This is a genomic window from Aurantibacter aestuarii, from assembly GCF_003008425.1.
Taxonomy (GTDB): domain Bacteria; phylum Bacteroidota; class Bacteroidia; order Flavobacteriales; family Flavobacteriaceae; genus Aurantibacter; species Aurantibacter aestuarii.
On sequence record NZ_PXOQ01000007.1, the window covers coordinates 556958 to 573592 of the forward strand.

A 16635-nucleotide genomic window follows, 5' to 3' on the forward strand; every position below is an offset into this window, starting at 1 on the left:
TGATAGAAGTGGCATCCTTTTTTTGGTGCGCCTAAGCCAAAAAAAGATATAACGGATAGCACGACCTGAAAGGGAACGCCAATATGTTACTAAGCCTCAGGGTTTTTATCTCTAATACGTTTATACACTTTAAAGCCCAACATTAATAAAATACCTAATACTAAAATACCAATAACACCAAAAATCCAATTAATGGCACTTTTAACCAGTACCAAAAAGATAACTGCAAATAAAATAAAGGTGGCACCTTCATTCCATAAACGCATAAAATTGCTGGTTTTACGAACATCATCTACTTGTAATTGCTTAAAGTAGATGTGTGTTTTTAAATGGTAAATAATTAATAGGACTACAAAACCTAATTTAACTTGCATCCAAGACAACTCTAATAAAAAAGGTCTTAAATGTAAAAGTAGTAAGGCAAAAATAATGGCTAAAATGGCACTTGGCCAAGTAATAATATACCATAGGCGTTTTGCCATAAGTTTAAGTTGTTTGCCTAAAATTTCTTTTTCGGGAGAAGGTTTATGAAAGGCTTCTATTTGATAAACAAATAAACGCGGGATATAAAATAAACCTGCAAACCAAGTAATTACAAAAATAAGATGTAAAGCTTTTATATAGTTATAGTACGGTTCCATGAGTCTGGTTTGGTGTTGATGGAAGTTTATTTAATTCTCGTTTTAAAAAGATTGCTGTAATGATAGTTGCAGAAACATCGGAAATTGGAAATGCCATCCAAATACCTAATTCTCCAAAAAACTGAGGTAAAATATACAACAAAGGTATAAATATGAAGCCTTGTCTGGTTAAAGTTAATAATAACGCAGGAATAGCTTTACCTATAGCCTGAAAATAGGCTGCGCCAATAATTTGAACGGCAGCTATAGGTGTTACAGCAAATACCCAGCGCATCGCATCTGGAGCCAGTTCTAAAACCGCTTTGTCGGTAGTAAATAATTTTGAAATCGTTGTAGGGAAAAGCATCAATACAGCAAAGACGATAAACCCGAAAAACACCGCAGATTTTACTCCAACAGCAACAGATTCTTTCACCCTACTATAGTTCTTTGCGCCATAATTAAAGCCTGCAATAGGTAAAAAACCTTGTGTAATCCCAAATACAGGAAATAACGCGAACATAAGCATACGTGCAGAGATGGCGTAAGCGGTCACTAAGGTTTCTCCGCCATAATTAAAGAGTAAATTATTTAAATATAAATAGGTGATACTTACTACGGCTTGTCGGGCAAGTGTAACAAAACCTAAGCTACCAATTTCTTTAACTATAGGCAGTTTTAATTTAAAATGGGATATGTTGGGTTTTAATTCCGATTTTTTGGAGCAGAAAAACCAAAATATAAAAGCGACACATAAACCATACGAAATAGTAGTCGCCCAAGCTGCGCCTTCCATACCATAATCTAATACATTTATTAAAAGATAATCGAGCAGCAAATTCCCAACCGATGGAATTAACATGGCATACATGGCAAATTTTGGTTTGCCCTCAGCTCTAATTACTGTGTTTCCCATCATGCACAAGGCCAAGAATGGCACACCATAAAGCACAATGGTATAATATATTTTGGCAGGAGCAAAAATAGCACCTTTACCACCAAAAGAAGGAATAAGATTATCTACATAGTACAATCCCGCAGCAACAAAACTAACCGTAATTAGTAAAGTTAACGCGATTTGATTACCAAAAACAGTGAGTGCTTTATTATGGTTGTTGGAGCCTAAGGCTCTGGAGATAATAGACGATCCACCAATACCAATACTCATACCAATAGCCGCAATAAAAAATGAGACTGGTAAGACAACATTAATAGCTGCAATTGCTGTTGGTCCAATCCATTGACCCACAAAAATAGTATCGACTAAAATGTTTAAAGACATCACTAAAATACCTATAGAGGCAGGTACGGCTTGTTTGACCAAAAGTTTTGGTATGGTTTCCGAGCCTAATAGTGCTGCTTTGTTTGGTTTCATTAAGCGTTAACAGGTGTTTTTGCCCAGTCGTTAATCCATTGTGCTAATAAATCTACCCATGGCTGGTCCGAATTTAAACACGGTACTGTTGTAAATTCTTTACCACCAACTTCGTGGAACAGTTCTTCACCTTCCATAGCAATTTCTTCTAAGGTTTCTAAGCAATCACTTACAAATGCAGGCGTAACTATAGCCATGTTTTTAATGCCTTTTTTCCCTAAACGTTCTATGGTTCTGTCCGTATAAGGTTGTAACCAAGGATCAAATCCTAATCGGGATTGAAATGATGTTGAATACGTATCGGGCTTTAAGTTTAGTTTTTCGGCAACCAATCGGGTAACTTCCTTACATTGGTGTCTGTAACAAAATTCGTGTGCAGGACTTGGTGTAGCACAACAAGAGCCATCTATTTTACAATGTGATTTTGTAATATCGCTTTTTCGAATATGACGTTCTGGAACACCATGATATGAAAACAGTAAATGCTCGTAATCTTTATCTTTTAAATGATGTTGAATTGAATTTGATAGCACATTAATATAATCTTCATTATTATAAAAAGCAGGTAAATCTTGAATCTTTACATTAGGAAAATGTTGCGCTCTAACCTCTTCTGCTAACACCAAAATAGTCTCGGTTGTTGCCATAGCAAATTGTGGGTATAATGGTATTAAAAACACCTCTTCTACACCTTTGTCTACCAGCTCTTGTAGTCCTTTTTTTATGGTCATACTTCCGTAGCGCATAGCTAAAGCAACAGGATAGTCTACTTTTTCCTGCACTTTTTCTTTTAACTGTTCACTTAACACAATTAAAGGCGAGCCATTTTCCCACCATATTTTTTGGTAAGCTTTGGCACTTTGTTTAGGTCTGGTATTTAAAATAATCCCTTTAACTAAAAGCGTTCTTGCCCATAAAGGCACGTCTATAACGCGTTCATCCATTAAAAATTCCCCTAAATATGTTTTGACGTCTTTTGGAGTAGGAGAATCTGGCGAACCCAGATTAACCATTAAAATGCCTTTTTTCATTTAAAAAATTTATAGTGTTACAAAAATACAATTCTATTTTGTAATATGCCTACTTATTAAGCGTTGCTATAGTAGTAAGATATTTTAATACCTTTACATACCTTTTTCTTAAGTATTTATGAAGTACAGTGTTTTTTACCTCTTTATTTTTGTTTCATTTATCGGGTTTTCCCAAGAAAATCAAAACAGTTTATTATGGGAAATTAGTGGTAATGGTTTAGAAAAACCTTCTTACTTATATGGTACCATGCATGTAAGCAATAAAGTGGCGTTTCGATTGGACGATGTGTTTTTTGAAGCCTTAAATAATGCCGATTATGTTGCTTTAGAATCCAGCCCGAGTGAATGGCTGGAGTATAATTACTACACCACGACGTTGTTTCCGCAAAATTATGCCTCTACGTTTAAAGATGATTTTTATTCTAATATTGTTGGAATTGAAGCTCCCAAAGATTTGCTAATTCGTTCTGCTATACGCTTTAATAACCAGTTAGTTAATGGTATTTTATACAGAAAAGATTCGGCTAAAGATAATTTTGAAGAAGAAACCTACCTAGATATGTTTATTTATCAGGCAGGAAAAAAAACTAATAAGCCCATTATTAGTCTCGAAAATTTAGAAGAGTCGCGATATTTGGTAGCAAAAGCACAAAAAAATTCAAAAAAAGATAAAATAGACCCTTGGTTGGCTAAGTTATATGAAAAGGAAAACGCATATTTATTAAGAGAAAATACGTACCGAGATCGAAATATCCAGTTTTTAGATTCTATAAGTAAAGCATCAAATTCTGAATATTTTAGAGAACATATGCTATTTATTAGAAATGATAATATGGTTAAGGTTCTAGATTCTGTTATGCAAACCAAGTCTGTGTTTTCTGGAGTTGGAGCAGCGCATTTAGGCGGAAAACGCGGGATGATACAATTACTTCAAAATTTAGGATATCGTGTAAAACCCTTAACATCTTTAAAAACAAATCTTGCCATAACCGAAAAGGAACGCTTGGAAACCAAAATTAAAACCCCTGTATTTTCTAAGCAGCAAACTCCAGATGGTTTTATAAGCTTAAATGCATATGGCGAGTTACGAGAATTCTTGTATAATGGAATTAAATATTACATATCTCCAGACTTACCAAACGGCGCACATTTAACGCTTACCAGAATAAACACCTTTAACTATTTACCTAACGATAATAATTTATACTTAAACCACATTGAAAAGTTTTTGTTTGAAGACGTTCCGGGAAAAATCATTTCGAAAGAACCTATTACGGGGAAATTTCCTGGGTTAAGTATTGTTAATCAGACCAAAAAAGGCGATTATGAAAAATTTCATATTTATCAAACGCCACTAGAATTTATTATTATTAAATTATCTGGGCTTAAAACTTACGTGTTAGATTTTGAAAAAAATGTGTTCGATTCAATTTCATTTAAAGAATCTGCAACAACATTTACGGTATTAAAGGAGCCTTTTAATAAATATGAACTAAAATTTCCCGAAACTTACGTGACGGATAATTACGATTATTCAGGTAATAAACTCGTGCAAGGTTATTACAACAATGCCTTTTACTTTTTAAGAGAAACCGTTTATCATGACAATTATTATTTGGAAGAAGATAGTTTCGAGGCAAAATTTATGGCTCATAACTTTCTTAAAAACCTGGAATTGGAAGTTAACGAAGGTAAACTTACAAGAACACCAGTTACAAGTTATGAAACCAATGCTATATTAAAAGATTCTGTTAATGGTCTTCATTTAAAAACCGTAATAAAAGATGGTAGTTACTACACCTTAGGTTATGTAGGACAAAGTGAGGCAGAAGCTAAAAAGTATTTCAGCTCTTTAAAATTTAAAGCATACCAATATCCGGATAATTTTGAAACAGTTATTGATACGTCTTTGCATTTTTCAGTAAAAACAAATACCAAAACTATACCACCAAAAAGCAACTATAGTTACGAAAAAGAAAAACCTTATGCTGAAAAAGAGACCTTAACAACCTATTATAGTAAAGCAAACGAACAGATTTATGTGACCAAATACAAGTATCACGATTTACAGATGTTTGAACACATTGATAGTTTGTGGGCTACCGTAAAAAAAGAATATGAAAATTATAGCCAGTATGAGGGCTACAAGGATTTTATTATTTTAAATGAAAAGAAACAGGTTAAAGACAGTACGTTTACATATGAGTATATTTTAAGAGATACTGCCAGTATTAAACAAGTTTACGTAAAAAACATACTTAAAAAAGGCGCTTATTTTGAGTTACGTGCTCAAGGTGATACCATAACGCCACAAAGTCAATTTTTAAAAACATTTTACAATTCCTTCCAACCCTTAGATACCTTGTTGGGAGTTTCTGTATTTAAAGATAAAACACCAATTTTTTTAGAAGCACTAAAAGCCAATGATAGCATTGTGTTTGATAGTGTAGATAAATTAAAATTTAACACCACTCATGCAGAACCTTTAATGAAGTTTTTAAAAACTTTCGATTTCCCTGAAAATAAAATTGATATTAAATACAAGCTTATTAAAGAGCTGGCACAGCTGGAGCATCCAAATTTAGAAACTTACTTGGAGCAGTTATATGATGATTCTTACAGCGATCCAGAAGTTCAAATTATAGTTTTAAATAGTTTTTTTAGAAAGAATACCACGAAATCGTATGAGAAGTTTATTCAACTCCTTAATAAAGATTTACCCTTAGATGAGCGTGAAATTACAAATGTTTTAAACCGTTATAACGATAGTTTAAGTGGTAAAAAACAGTTGTTTCCAGAATTATTACAGTTTACATCTGTAAACGATTACAAGGCTCCAATTTATGGTCTGTTGAGTCAGCTTATTATTAAAGACGAAATTAAGCCTAAAGTCTACAAAAAATATAAAAAGCAAATTATTAACGATGGTAAAATTGAAATAAAGCGTAGTTATAGTCAATATAGCAGTTCTTACAAAGGAAACTATGGCCTAATAGATTATGTGTATTTAATTTTTCCTTACCGTGAAGAAAAAACAGCACAAGAATTTTTTAACAAATTAATTGAAAGTAAAAACGGACATGCCCAAGCGTCTTATTATTCGTTATTAGCAAGAGAAAATGAAACCATACCTAATGCTTTAAAAGAAAAAACCATTTATAGTGATGATCTTAAACACCTTATAATAAGTAAGCTTTACCATAAAGAATTATATACTCATGCGAAAGCAACTGGTATAACACAGGACAGCTACATTAAATCTTACTTATTTGCCGATACGAATATTGAAAAAGAGCGTGATTCCATAGTATTTGTAGACAAAAAACCATTTGAAACCGATTTAGGAGATAAAGGAGAAATTCATTTCTATAAACTAATTAAAACCACAAGCGACTCTGAAAATACTCGTTTATACTATTTCGCTTATTTAAAGGACGATTCTAACGACTTAATTGTTCTAGATTCGTATTTAGAAACAGGCTCTTACGGAGAAGAGTTTAATGAAAATAAAGACGAAGAAGAACTCTATCAAAACATTATTGATAAAGTAGTCCACAAAACCAGAAAACGATTGATGGATGAGGATTATTAATTATTTGCTTAAAGCCTTTAAAATTCTTTCTTCATTTATCACAATATCTCGAAATAAAACATGAGGAAATTCATTAAATTTTGATGTTTTAAAAGCTTCGGAAATATTTAATAAGGTTGAAGCGGTTATAAGCGATAGATTCATTTCTGTATCCATTTCACAATCAGTAACAAAATCATCACTAAATTCAGGAGCGACTAAAAGAATTTTTACAATTCTCAAATCATTTTTTAAAGCAACATTTTGATAAGATTTTAGTTGTCTAGAAACTGTACTAAACTTGTTATAACCCTTCTCTTTACTTGTTTTGCATTCTACAATTATAATTTCATTGTTACCTAAATTGATTAGGATATCCATCATGTCTTTCTTGGTGTTTAATTGATTCTTTAAAACATCATCAACTTGTAAACCAAGACCTTCGAAAATAGTTTTTGTTAATTCTTCAAATTTTAAACCAAGCTCACTTTCTTTAACTGTTATTCCGTTTTCTTTTAAAACATTTAAATTTCTATACGCAACATTCTCAAAATTTTCCAAATAAAGATTTTCAACATCTTTGTAGTGTTCTAATATGTTAAGAATATTATCGCCACGTTGTTTTACTCCATTATCTTTAATAAATTTAATTAAATCTTCTTTAACCAATAAATCTAAAATATCTCTTGGTTTTATGTTATAGTCTAATAAAAAATCAGCTTTTAAAACATATTCATCCTGCAATTCAAATTGCTCTTTAATGTGTTTATTTTGTTTTGGTAGAGATTGATTTAACTCAGAAAGGAGCTTATCAAACCCATCGATAGAAATGCCTACTTTCTCATCTCTTTCAACGCTGTCGAAGTGTTCAATTAGGCTACATATTTTATCTTCTAAAACACTACCTTTTAAATTATTAATATTTAATCCTTTTTCACAAAGCTCATTTAATGTCTTTTTCTTTTCTGTAAGAGTACTGCCTTGCTTATAAATATCTTCCAAAAGTAGATTGGTAAAAGAAACACCTTCTTTTATAATTTCTTCTATTTTCTGTGCTGGTGTTAATTTTCTGTCAATATTATGTTCTTTACAAATTTGATTTAAAATTGGCTCTCTTAGTAATTTTAGAGTTCTTCTAAAAAATTTCTCAGCGACTTCTTGTTCCCTAACTCTTCTAAGAACCCTAACCATCTCATCAGCAACATAAATCGTATTTTCTTTATTTGAATAGAAAATAACTCCTATGTTTTTCAAACTCTTAATAACATCCTGAATATCAAGTTTTTTTATTGGAAGAATGGAATAGTTTATTAGTTTAATCTCCTCTTGAGATAAACCAAGTTGTTTTGATAATGTTAGTATAATTGAAAGCTCATCAGATGTTATTTTTGCATCTCTATTATTATCTACATCATTAAAATAGGCTGTATGTAAGCAAGATTTGTAAATTTTATAATCTCTCTTTCTGGAAGAAGATAGTTCCGATTTTTCATCTTCAAAATCAGCATTTAATTCTTTAATTTTATTTTTAAGTTGTTTGATTTCTTTCTCATATAATCTTGAAAACCAATCTTGCTTCATGATACAATTACCATCTCTAATAATAATATCTATTAAAATATCTAACTGGGATGTGATTTCTTGAAATTCACATTTTATATGATCTTGAAATTCGTTTTGAGTAAGTTCAAATATTTTTGAAATATTTTGATTGTCTACAGACTTTAAACCTTTATCTGTAGAACTTAATATTTTATTTATAATCTTTAAATTATTAGGTTCTTTAGATATAATATTGTCTATTATTTTTATGAATGAGTTTTTCTCAATAGAGCCTAACTTATCTAGTATTTTTTCTAATTTCATGGTGGGGTTTTTGGTTGGTTAAAATAAATTTAGACTCTAAAATAATAAATTAATTCTCTTAAAGCACAATTAATAATATTTAACTACTCTGCAAATACTTTTTAGGCGTAGTAACATATTTCTTTTTAAAAGCGGCTATAAAATGGCTTCCAGTGCTATAACCAACTTTTAAACCTACTTCGTTAACGTTATGAGTTCTAGCTTTTATGAGTTTACGATTAACTTCAAAACAATTATAAAGTAAAAACAAGAAAACGATTAATAGATGAGGATTATTAAGTTTTTTATTGAAAATATTAATACGTATACGTTATTTAACCTCAAAAGATGAATTTTATCGAATATTTTAAACAAAACATTGCGTAGTTTATATTATTGAATATATTCCTATTATAAAAGTAGGTATATGATTAAAAAATTACTCCCAGCCTTGATTTGTTTTCCATTATTCGCACAAGTTGGAATAAATACAACAAATCCACAACAAGCTTTACATATAGGTTCCAATACAGGTACAGTTAGAGTTGAAAGTTTAGATGCAGATAATAGTCCCTATAACGCAGGAGATGTAGATGGTGATATGGATTTATCAAATAATACATATAATCTATACGTCGATGATTTAGGTAATTTAACCACAGAGTTTAAACCATTATATAATAGTAATGGTACAGATGCGGTTGATGATGCTGCCATCCCAGTAAATTTTGTGTCTCTTGCGGCTAATGATACCGATGGTGAAGCAGATGTTCAAATAACCTTATTTGAAGTTACTATAAACAGACCAGCAATTCTTGAAGTAAAATACAATTTAAGTTTTGATGTGTATTTAAATGCGGGAAGAGTCCCGATATCCGATAATTTTGCAAGAAGAATAAGTACTTATTTTATTGTAAGTGGTGTGGGAACTAGAAAGTATGGTCCGGTTTCTAAATGCTATTCTAGTGGCTCTGCCTTAAGTGTTACGGGTCCTATGTATAATGCTTCTACTGCGTACATACAACTTCCTGGTGCTGGCAAATATGAAATTCAATTTTATGGCGAAGTATCTTCAAATGTAAAAGGCGGCGGAGGTGGCACAACCTCTAAAGCAGCATATGTTGAATTTGCTACAGGATATGACGCTATATTTCTTCGTCTTCATTAATATTTAAAACCAAAAAACATTATGAAAAAAAACTATTTTATCATAGTAATGTTCAACCTATGCTTTTTTATAAGCTTTTCTCAAGTAGGGATAGGTACATTAACACCTCAAGAGGAATTGCATGTTGCAGGAACTAATTCTACTATTAGAATAGATGCCTTAAATACTGCTAATAACCCTGTACAAAACCCATCGGGTAAGCTAGTAAAAGCTTATGTTGATGGTAATGGAGATATAACTTTTGGAAGCGGATTTGGGTCAGATTCTATTGAGCCATTAAACTTTCTTTTAGATATACCAAATTTTATAGAAGACGATCCTTACGCATTAGGTTATGGTTCTGGTTCTGTCGTTAATTGTGGTGTAGGTAGCACAACCAATGAAGATACTATAAAAACAATAACATTTAATTGTCCTCAAGCGGCAACCGTAGAGGTTAAATATGGCATTACGTTATTAATAACTGGTAACGATTTAAGTACTAGTCCTCCAACTACTTATGCAACATATGATAGAGCTGTAAGTATGATAACTTATTTCTGTGTAGATGTTAATAGTGATGGTCTAGATGCTACAGAAAAAAGTATTAGACATGGTTACAAAGGTCAGTCTTATGAAACAAATTATGGGGGCACCATAGGTTATCCATATATGAATAGCCAAGGTTATTTAACTCTACCTGCAGGAAACCACACCTTACATTTTTTTGGAGAGGTTAATAGCAACGCTTTAGATTTTACAAGCGTAGGGTTTGGTGGAGATAAAGATTATTTAAAAATTAGAATTTACAATTAATTATGAAAAAATTATATATAACCTTTAGCTTTGTATGTATTTTTAGTACTGCTTTTTCACAAGTAGGTATTAATACAGACAATCCACAACAAGCATTACATGTTGGTGGACCTATTGAAACTATTAGAATAGATGGTTTAAGTAGTGCAAATAACCCAAATAATTTGGGTCCAGACAGTACAACACAAGTGCATATAGACGACAATGGAGATCTAGTGTTAGGGACACAAACGGATAATATAGAAATTTTATTCGATTCTGAGAATTACTTAATTGATGGAATTAGTCCAACAACTTTAATTAATCAAACTGGAGGTGGTTTTGGTTATACAACCGCAGGTATACCCGTTGGGGGAACAGCAACAAGTTTTACCTTAACAAAAAATGCTATTGTAGAAATAAATTATTCTGTATCGTGGTCAGTTTACAAAACAGCAAACCCTTCAGGTAGAATTGATGACGAACATGCTAGAATTGTACAAACAGGTTTATATTTTAGAAGAAATAATTATTTAGGACCTGCCGTAACATTTGATGTGGATGGCAATCCAATAAATGATGGGCCTTGGTGTATTGATGTTAATTCAAGTGGTACAAATTGCCAAGAAGTAGGAGGAATGTTAGCAATTAATGGTCAATTTTATAATAACGGAGATGGTAGAAATGGTGAATATGAAAATTTTCATAATACTGGTTCAGATTATGTTAAGTTGGGACCAGGCACTTATACAGCAATGTTTGCTGCTCAATTAGCGGTTGGAGATACGGGAGGAACAGGTGCTGTAAAAATGTATATTGGAACAGGAAATGATGATATTCAAATAATAGCACATTATTACCAAGATTAATACTTACAAGTTTTTATATAAAGGTGTCTGTAACTGTAAAGTTATAAGATACCTTTTCTCATTTTAACTACTCTGCAAATACTTTTTAGGCGTAGTACCATATTTCTTTTTAAAAGCGGCTATAAAATGGCTTCCTGTGCTATAACCAACTTTTAAACCTACTTCGTTAACGTTATGAGTTCCGGTTTCTAAGAGTTTACGGGCAACTTCCATCTTATAATCAAACAAAAAGCCATAAACCGTATCGCCATAAATTTGCTTAAAGCCTTCTTTTAGTTTTTTTAAGCTTAAATTAATCTCGTCCGATAATTCCTGTAAAGTTGGTGGCTCTGCCATGCGAGAAATAATAATATCTTTAGCACGCTTTATTTTGGTTACATTACTTTCATCGGCTAAAAATGGGCATTGTTCAATATCGGCATCTTCATTTCGGTTAAAATAAAGACTTAATAACTCATAAGCTTTCGCTTTAAAATAGAGTGGTTTTATAATCTCATTAAGATTGTAGTTAATCACCTGATTTAAAGCAATACTCATAGACGGCGAAATTTGCCCATCTTTATAATACTTGGTGTCTTTATTGTCTTTGTTCAAAAATGAAATATAATCGGCTTCCTGAGAAAATAAACCATGAAACTTTTTAATAGAAATCACTATAGAAACCATCCAACTATTCGGCTTTACTTTTAAAAAAATAGGTAAGTCTCTTTGCGGGTTATAAAGTAATAGTGAAGATTCTTCAGAAATGTCTAAAACATAAGAGCCATTATTAAATAAAAAGGCGCTATGTCCTTTCAAACAAAAATGAAACTGAATAAAACTACTGTCTATATCTCTCTCAATATCAACAATTTGATTGGTGTCGTTTCGGTAACTTAAAACTAAAAATCCATCTTCAATCTGGGTTTCATTATAGAACCCTTTAGCGTTATTTTTTTCTGAAATAGACATAAAAAATATATTTATTTTATTTAGATTCGTTCTAAACTAATTTTAGCTTAGCAACCGTAAAAGCTTGTTATTACTGTAATAATAGTGTAAAAATACAAAAAACAACTCTAAAAAACCACAAGCGACATTTATTGTTCTTACAGCGTTATAAAAAACCATAACCGACGTGTAAATTTGCAGACAATACCTTAATGCTTTAATGGAACAATACCACATCTCTAAAGGAACTCATTTCTATGCCTTAGGCTTAAGCTATAAAAAAGCAGATGCCGAGGTAAGAGGTCATTTTAGTTTAGATGAAAACGCAAAAGCTAATTTACTGGCTCAGGCTAAGGAAGCTGGTATTGAGAGCTTACTGGTAACTTCTACCTGTAACCGTACAGAAATTTTTGGCTTTGCCGAGCACCCATATCAATTAATTAAATTACTATGTGACAACACCAAAGGAACGGTTGAAGAGTTTCAGGAAGTCGCATACATTTATAAAAGCCGTGAAGCTATCTCGCATTTATTTCGTGTAGGTTGTGGCTTGGATAGTCAGATATTAGGGGATTTTGAAATTATAAGTCAATTAAAAGTAAGTGCTAGAGCTTCAAAAAAACAAGGCTTATTAAATCCTTTTTTAGAGCGTTTATTAAATGCCGTAATTCAAGCAAGTAAACGTATTAAGACCGAAACCGAGATTTCTTCGGGAGCAACATCGGTATCTTTTGCATCGGTACATTATATTTTAAATGAAGTTGAAAACGTTTCAGATAAAAATATTTTATTATTTGGAACTGGTAAAATAGGACGTAATACCTGCGAAAATTTGGTAAAACACACCAAAAATGAGCATATTACACTTATTAATCGTACTAAAGATAAAGCCGAAAAAATTGCTGGTAAATTTAATCTAGTAGTTAAAGATTATGCCAATTTACAGGAAGAAATTCACGCTGCAGATATTTTAATTGTATCTACAGGTGCACAAAACCCAACGGTAGATAAATATATTATTAAAAACAACAAACCGCTTTTAATTTTAGACTTATCGATTCCTAAAAATGTAAATGAAAATGTGACCGATTTAGAACAAGTCACTTTAGTACATCTGGATCAATTATCTCAAATGACAGACGATACTCTGGAGCGTCGTAAAACTCATATTCCTTTAGCTGAAGAAATTATAGAAGAAGTAAAAACCGATTTTAACGCTTGGTTAGAGACACGTAAATTTGCGCCAACTATAAAAGCTTTAAAACATAAACTTCACGATTTTAAAATTGCCGAACTAGATACACAACGTAAAAAGTTGGCTAATTTTAACGAAGAACAAGCCGAATTAATTAGTAATAATATTATACAAAAAATAACAAATCACTTTGCGCACCATTTAAAAGATGATGCGAGTTCTAATACAGATAGTTTAGAACTTATTAAAAAAGTGTTTCAGTTATAAGAACCAAATAAACCATGTCTAAAACCATACGCATTGGTACACGCGATAGCCAACTAGCCCTTTGGCAAGCAAACGCAGTAAAATCTCAGTTAGAACATTTGGGTCACGAATGTGTTTTAGTGCCTGTAAAATCCACAGGAGACATAGTGTTAGACAAGCCACTTTATGAGCTTGGAGTCACTGGAATTTTCACCAAAACATTAGATATTGCTTTGTTAAATGGCGATATAGATGTGGCAGTACACTCTTTAAAAGATGTACCAACCATGATGCCGGAAGGCATTATACAAGCGGCAGTTTTAAAACGTGGAAACACACGTGATATGTTGGTTTTTAACGATTCTGAAGAATTTTTAAGTCAGCCAGACGCAATAATAGCTACGAGCAGTTTACGTCGAAGAGCGCAGTGGTTAAACCGCTTTCCTACTCATAAAGTTGAAGATATTCGTGGTAATGTTAATTCTCGTTTAGAGAAACTTGAAAATAGCGAAACTTGGAATGGTGCTATTTTCGCAGCTGCGGGATTAGGGCGTTTAGGAATTAAACCAGAAAACTCGTTTAATTTAGATTGGATGATTCCTGCACCAGCACAAGGCGCAGTTATGGTTGCTGCATTGGAAGAAAATGTTGAGGTCATAGAAATTTGTAAAGAAATTAACGACGAAAAAACAGAAATTTGTACCTCTATAGAACGTAAATTTTTACGAATTCTGGAAGGTGGTTGTTCTGCACCAATTGGAGCATTAGCGTTTTACAGAGATAAAGAAGATGATATTTGTTTTAAAGGAATTTTACTAAGTCGTGATGGAACACGTAAAATTGAAGTTGAGAAAATTGAACCTTTCGGAAAACATCATGATATCGCCAATTTTTGTGCACATTATATTTTAGATAAAGGTGGAAATAGTTTAGTAGACATCCGTGATTATACTAAAAGAGATGAAACAGTTTTCTCTACAAAAGCTTTAACCGACGAGCAGAATAAATTATTCCATGATGGGATCAAAGTTAATCATGCCGATTTTGTAAAAGTAAATATTAATCGTCTTGCACCACATGTGCTTAAAAAAGCACATAAAAATGTAGTTATCACAAGTCAGAATGCGGTAGAAGCTATAGTAAATAGTGTTCCTGCTGAAGACTTAAATTTTAAGACTATTTACTGCGTAGGAAGACGTACAAAAAAGTTAATAGAACAAAAAATAGGAAAAGTAAAACACCAAGCTAAAAATGCCGAGACCTTAGCAAATTATCTACTAGATTATATGGAAGGCACAGAAGTTACTTATTTTTGTAGTGATATTCGTTTAGATGCCTTACCTACTATTTTAGGAGAAAGCAATATTAAAGTTGAAGAAATTGAAGCTTACAGCACAAAGTTTGATCCTTTAGAAATTAATACTAAAGCAGAAGGTGTGATGTTTTACAGTCCAAGCACTATAGACAGTTTTGTAAAAGAAAACACCATAAGACCTATTGCATTTTGTATTGGAGAAACTACAGCAAAACACGCCAGAAAACATTTTGAAGATGTACGTGTGGCAAAAGTGCCAACGGTAGAAAGTGTGATTGAATTAGTAAATGAAGCATTTGTGTAAAATAGCTTTTTAGCAATAACAGGTTAACTAACAAGGCATGTCTGGTTGAGCCTTTCGACTGTCGCTCAAGACAGGCTAAAGTTGAGACCTAATAAATCAGAGAACAAGCTAATAGCAAAAGGCCACCTGCTATAAGCAAAAAATATAACTAGAGAGTTGACAGAGCGGCCGATCGTGCTACCTTGGAAAGGTAGTGTACTTGCAAAGGTACCAAGGGTTCGAATCCCTTACTCTCTGCTAAATTTTTTAATGATTTTTTTATCAGTCATTAAAACCAAAGTGTCAGGTTGAGCAAAGTCGAAACCTAATTAATAAAAAAAAGCTAACAGCCAAAAGCTAACAGCTAACAGCTATTTATGAAGAACGATTTATTTTTAAGAGCATTAAAAGGAGAAACTGTAGAACGTCCACCAGTATGGATGATGCGTCAAGCCGGAAGATATTTGCCAGAATTCATGGAAATAAAGGCAAAATACGATTTTTTCACACGTTGCCAGACGCCAGAATTAGCAAGTGAAATTACCGTACAACCTATACGTAGGTACGGCATGGATGCTGCTATTTTATTCAGTGATATTTTAGTGATTCCTCAGGCTATGAATATCGAGGTGCAGATGAAACCAAACTTTGGTCCTTATTTGCCAAATCCTATTCGTTCGCAAAAAGATGTGGATAACGTGATTGTTCCAGATGTTAAAGAAGCTTTAGACTATGTGTATCAGGCTATAAAAGCGACTAAGGAAAAACTAAATGACGAAATTCCGTTAATTGGTTTTGCTGGATCACCTTGGACTATTTTATGTTATTGTGTACAAGGTCAGGGTTCTAAAAACTTTGATAAAGCCAAGGAATTTTGTTTTACAAATCCTGTGGCAGCTCATCAATTATTACAGAAAATTACAGACACGACTATTACTTATCTAAAAGAAAAAGTAAAAGCCGGTTGTAATGCGGTTCAGGTATTCGATTCTTGGGGTGGTATGCTATCTCCGGTAGATTATCAGGAATTTTCATGGAAATACATTCAGCAAATTATAGATGCCCTTAAAGATGATGCACCTGTCATTGCATTTGGTAAAGGTTGCTGGTTTGCATTAGATACTATGGCAAAATCAGGTGCTTCTGCATTAGGTGTAGACTGGACCTGTTCGGCTAGAAATGCACGTTATTTAACTGGAGGAAACATTACCTTACAAGGTAATTTTGATCCTACACGTTTATTTTCGCCACCAGCCGAAATTAAGAAAATGGTAACTCAAATGATTAACGAGTTTGGAAAAGATAAATACATTGTAAATTTAGGTCATGGTATTTTACCAAACATTCCGTTAGAAAACGCCAAAGCATTTATAGATGCGGTAAAAGAATATAAAGCGTAATTCTTTTACTTAA

Annotated in this window: 12 protein-coding genes, 1 tRNA gene and 1 pseudogene; 8 read left to right on the forward strand and 6 right to left on the reverse strand. The window is 32.4% G+C overall.

What is annotated here, in order from left to right; all coding sequences use genetic code 11:
• Positions 1-89: 89 nt before the first annotated feature.
• The 3 genes from C7H52_RS03765 to hemH are packed head-to-tail and all read right to left on the reverse strand — an operon-like array spanning position 90 to position 3026.
• Complete coding sequence (locus tag C7H52_RS03765) at positions 90-641, reverse strand: CopD family protein (RefSeq protein ID WP_106462550.1); 552 nt, start codon at positions 639-641, stop codon at positions 90-92.
• Entirely contained in the window at positions 625-1995 is a 1371-nt protein-coding gene (locus tag C7H52_RS03770) for an MATE family efflux transporter (protein ID WP_106462551.1), read from the reverse strand. The genes C7H52_RS03765 and C7H52_RS03770 overlap by 17 nt, the downstream gene beginning before the upstream one ends.
• Positions 1995-3026: a ferrochelatase gene (hemH, locus tag C7H52_RS03775; protein WP_106462552.1), complete on the reverse strand. Its 1032-nt coding sequence runs from the start codon at positions 3024-3026 to the stop codon at positions 1995-1997. The genes C7H52_RS03770 and hemH overlap by 1 nt, the downstream gene beginning before the upstream one ends.
• A 118-nt stretch (positions 3027-3144) precedes the next feature.
• Here hemH and C7H52_RS03780 point away from each other — a divergent pair, with 118 nt between their 5' ends.
• On the forward strand, positions 3145-6618 hold the full coding sequence (locus tag C7H52_RS03780) for a TraB/GumN family protein (protein ID WP_106462553.1): 3474 nt from the start codon (positions 3145-3147) through the stop codon (positions 6616-6618).
• Here the strand turns inward: C7H52_RS03780 and C7H52_RS03785 are convergent, their stop codons facing one another.
• On the reverse strand, positions 6619-8463 hold the full coding sequence (locus C7H52_RS03785; protein ID WP_106462554.1) for a hypothetical protein: 1845 nt from the start codon (positions 8461-8463) through the stop codon (positions 6619-6621). It abuts the gene before it with no gap.
• Between the two features lie 79 nt (positions 8464-8542).
• Positions 8543-8719, reverse strand: a pseudogene (locus C7H52_RS13530) (helix-turn-helix domain-containing protein); the annotation flags it as partial.
• A 150-nt stretch (positions 8720-8869) separates the two neighbouring features.
• Here C7H52_RS13530 and C7H52_RS03795 point away from each other — a divergent pair.
• Genes C7H52_RS03795 through C7H52_RS03805 form a run of 3 tightly spaced genes read left to right on the forward strand, consistent with a single transcriptional unit; the run spans position 8870 to position 11253 of the window.
• Positions 8870-9610 carry a hypothetical protein gene (locus C7H52_RS03795; RefSeq protein ID WP_106462556.1) on the forward strand — a complete coding sequence of 247 codons (741 nt, stop codon included), beginning with the start codon at positions 8870-8872 and terminating at the stop codon, positions 9608-9610.
• A gap of 21 nt (positions 9611-9631) precedes the next feature.
• Positions 9632-10405 carry a hypothetical protein gene (locus tag C7H52_RS03800; protein WP_106462557.1) on the forward strand — a complete coding sequence of 258 codons (774 nt, stop codon included), beginning with the start codon at positions 9632-9634 and terminating at the stop codon, positions 10403-10405.
• 2 nt (positions 10406-10407) lie between these two features.
• Positions 10408-11253 (forward strand): hypothetical protein, encoded by an 846-nt coding sequence (locus tag C7H52_RS03805; RefSeq protein WP_106462558.1) that lies wholly within the window; start codon positions 10408-10410, stop codon positions 11251-11253.
• A gap of 63 nt (positions 11254-11316) precedes the next feature.
• Here C7H52_RS03805 and C7H52_RS03810 read toward each other — a convergent pair whose 3' ends face one another.
• Positions 11317-12204, reverse strand: coding sequence for a helix-turn-helix transcriptional regulator (locus tag C7H52_RS03810; RefSeq protein ID WP_106462559.1), 888 nt, complete (start codon positions 12202-12204; stop codon positions 11317-11319).
• Positions 12205-12403: 199 nt separating this feature from the next.
• On the opposite strand from C7H52_RS03810, the gene hemA reads away from it, so the two are divergent.
• The 4 genes from hemA (at position 12404) to hemE (ending at position 16622) form a co-directional block, all read left to right on the forward strand.
• Positions 12404-13645, forward strand: coding sequence for a glutamyl-tRNA reductase (gene hemA, locus C7H52_RS03815; RefSeq protein ID WP_106462560.1), 1242 nt, complete (start codon positions 12404-12406; stop codon positions 13643-13645).
• A 14-nt stretch (positions 13646-13659) separates the two neighbouring features.
• Positions 13660-15243 carry a hydroxymethylbilane synthase gene (gene hemC, locus C7H52_RS03820; RefSeq protein WP_106462561.1) on the forward strand — a complete coding sequence of 528 codons (1584 nt, stop codon included), beginning with the start codon at positions 13660-13662 and terminating at the stop codon, positions 15241-15243.
• Between the two features lie 150 nt (positions 15244-15393).
• Positions 15394-15480: transfer RNA gene (locus C7H52_RS13405), tRNA-Ser, on the forward strand.
• Between the two features lie 119 nt (positions 15481-15599).
• Positions 15600-16622 carry a uroporphyrinogen decarboxylase gene (hemE, locus tag C7H52_RS03825; RefSeq protein WP_106462562.1) on the forward strand — a complete coding sequence of 341 codons (1023 nt, stop codon included), beginning with the start codon at positions 15600-15602 and terminating at the stop codon, positions 16620-16622.
• The last annotated feature ends 13 nt before the right edge of the window (positions 16623-16635 follow it).

Bases quoted from the DNA above. Each gene is read 5' to 3' on its own strand.
- hemH (WP_106462552.1), bottom strand. From the start codon at position 3,026: ATGAAAAAAGGCATTTTAATGGTTAATCTGGGTTCGCCAGATTCTCCT.
- C7H52_RS03770 (WP_106462551.1), bottom strand. From the start codon at position 1,995: ATGAAACCAAACAAAGCAGCACTATTAGGCTCGGAAACCATACCAAAA.
- hemC (WP_106462561.1), top strand. From the start codon at position 13,660: ATGTCTAAAACCATACGCATTGGTACACGCGATAGCCAACTAGCCCTT.
- hemE (WP_106462562.1), top strand. From the start codon at position 15,600: ATGAAGAACGATTTATTTTTAAGAGCATTAAAAGGAGAAACTGTAGAA.
- C7H52_RS03785 (WP_106462554.1), bottom strand. From the start codon at position 8,463: ATGAAATTAGAAAAAATACTAGATAAGTTAGGCTCTATTGAGAAAAAC.
- C7H52_RS03800 (WP_106462557.1), top strand. From the start codon at position 9,632: ATGAAAAAAAACTATTTTATCATAGTAATGTTCAACCTATGCTTTTTT.
- C7H52_RS03795 (WP_106462556.1), top strand. From the start codon at position 8,870: ATGATTAAAAAATTACTCCCAGCCTTGATTTGTTTTCCATTATTCGCA.
- C7H52_RS03780 (WP_106462553.1), top strand. From the start codon at position 3,145: ATGAAGTACAGTGTTTTTTACCTCTTTATTTTTGTTTCATTTATCGGG.
- C7H52_RS03805 (WP_106462558.1), top strand. From the start codon at position 10,408: ATGAAAAAATTATATATAACCTTTAGCTTTGTATGTATTTTTAGTACT.
- hemA (WP_106462560.1), top strand. From the start codon at position 12,404: ATGGAACAATACCACATCTCTAAAGGAACTCATTTCTATGCCTTAGGC.
- C7H52_RS03765 (WP_106462550.1), bottom strand. From the start codon at position 641: ATGGAACCGTACTATAACTATATAAAAGCTTTACATCTTATTTTTGTA.
- C7H52_RS03810 (WP_106462559.1), bottom strand. From the start codon at position 12,204: ATGTCTATTTCAGAAAAAAATAACGCTAAAGGGTTCTATAATGAAACC.